The sequence below is a fragment of the Polaribacter sp. 2405UD43-2 genome, from assembly GCF_058147125.1.
Genome location: NZ_JBYVJX010000097.1, coordinates 1 through 237, shown reverse-complemented (window position 1 = coordinate 237; position 237 = coordinate 1). Strand labels below are relative to the sequence as shown.

Here is a 237-nt window from a genome sequence, read left to right as displayed (position 1 = left end):
CCCTGTTTTATTATTCTTTCCTTGGTTCTACAACTCTACTAATTTTGAAAAAGATTTATAGGCATTTTCTACTTTTATGAGTGTTGTAGAAATCTCTTTTTCTGGCTCAACAGTTTTATTTACAATAGCTATAGATGCGTTTGTATTGTATATATAAGGATTATATTTAGGGTTTGATAAAAAGGTTGAGGATCCTTCTTATCCTTCTTCAATTTTTGATAGTTTAGACACTTTTTC

At 28.7% G+C, this 237-nt stretch carries 1 pseudogene; it reads right to left on the bottom strand.

Annotation, left to right across the window (positions count from 1 at the left end):
* Nucleotides 1–30 precede the first annotated feature (30 nt).
* A pseudogene (locus ACY2RX_RS14890) lies at nt 31–237 on the bottom strand (LpxD N-terminal domain-containing protein); the annotation flags it as partial.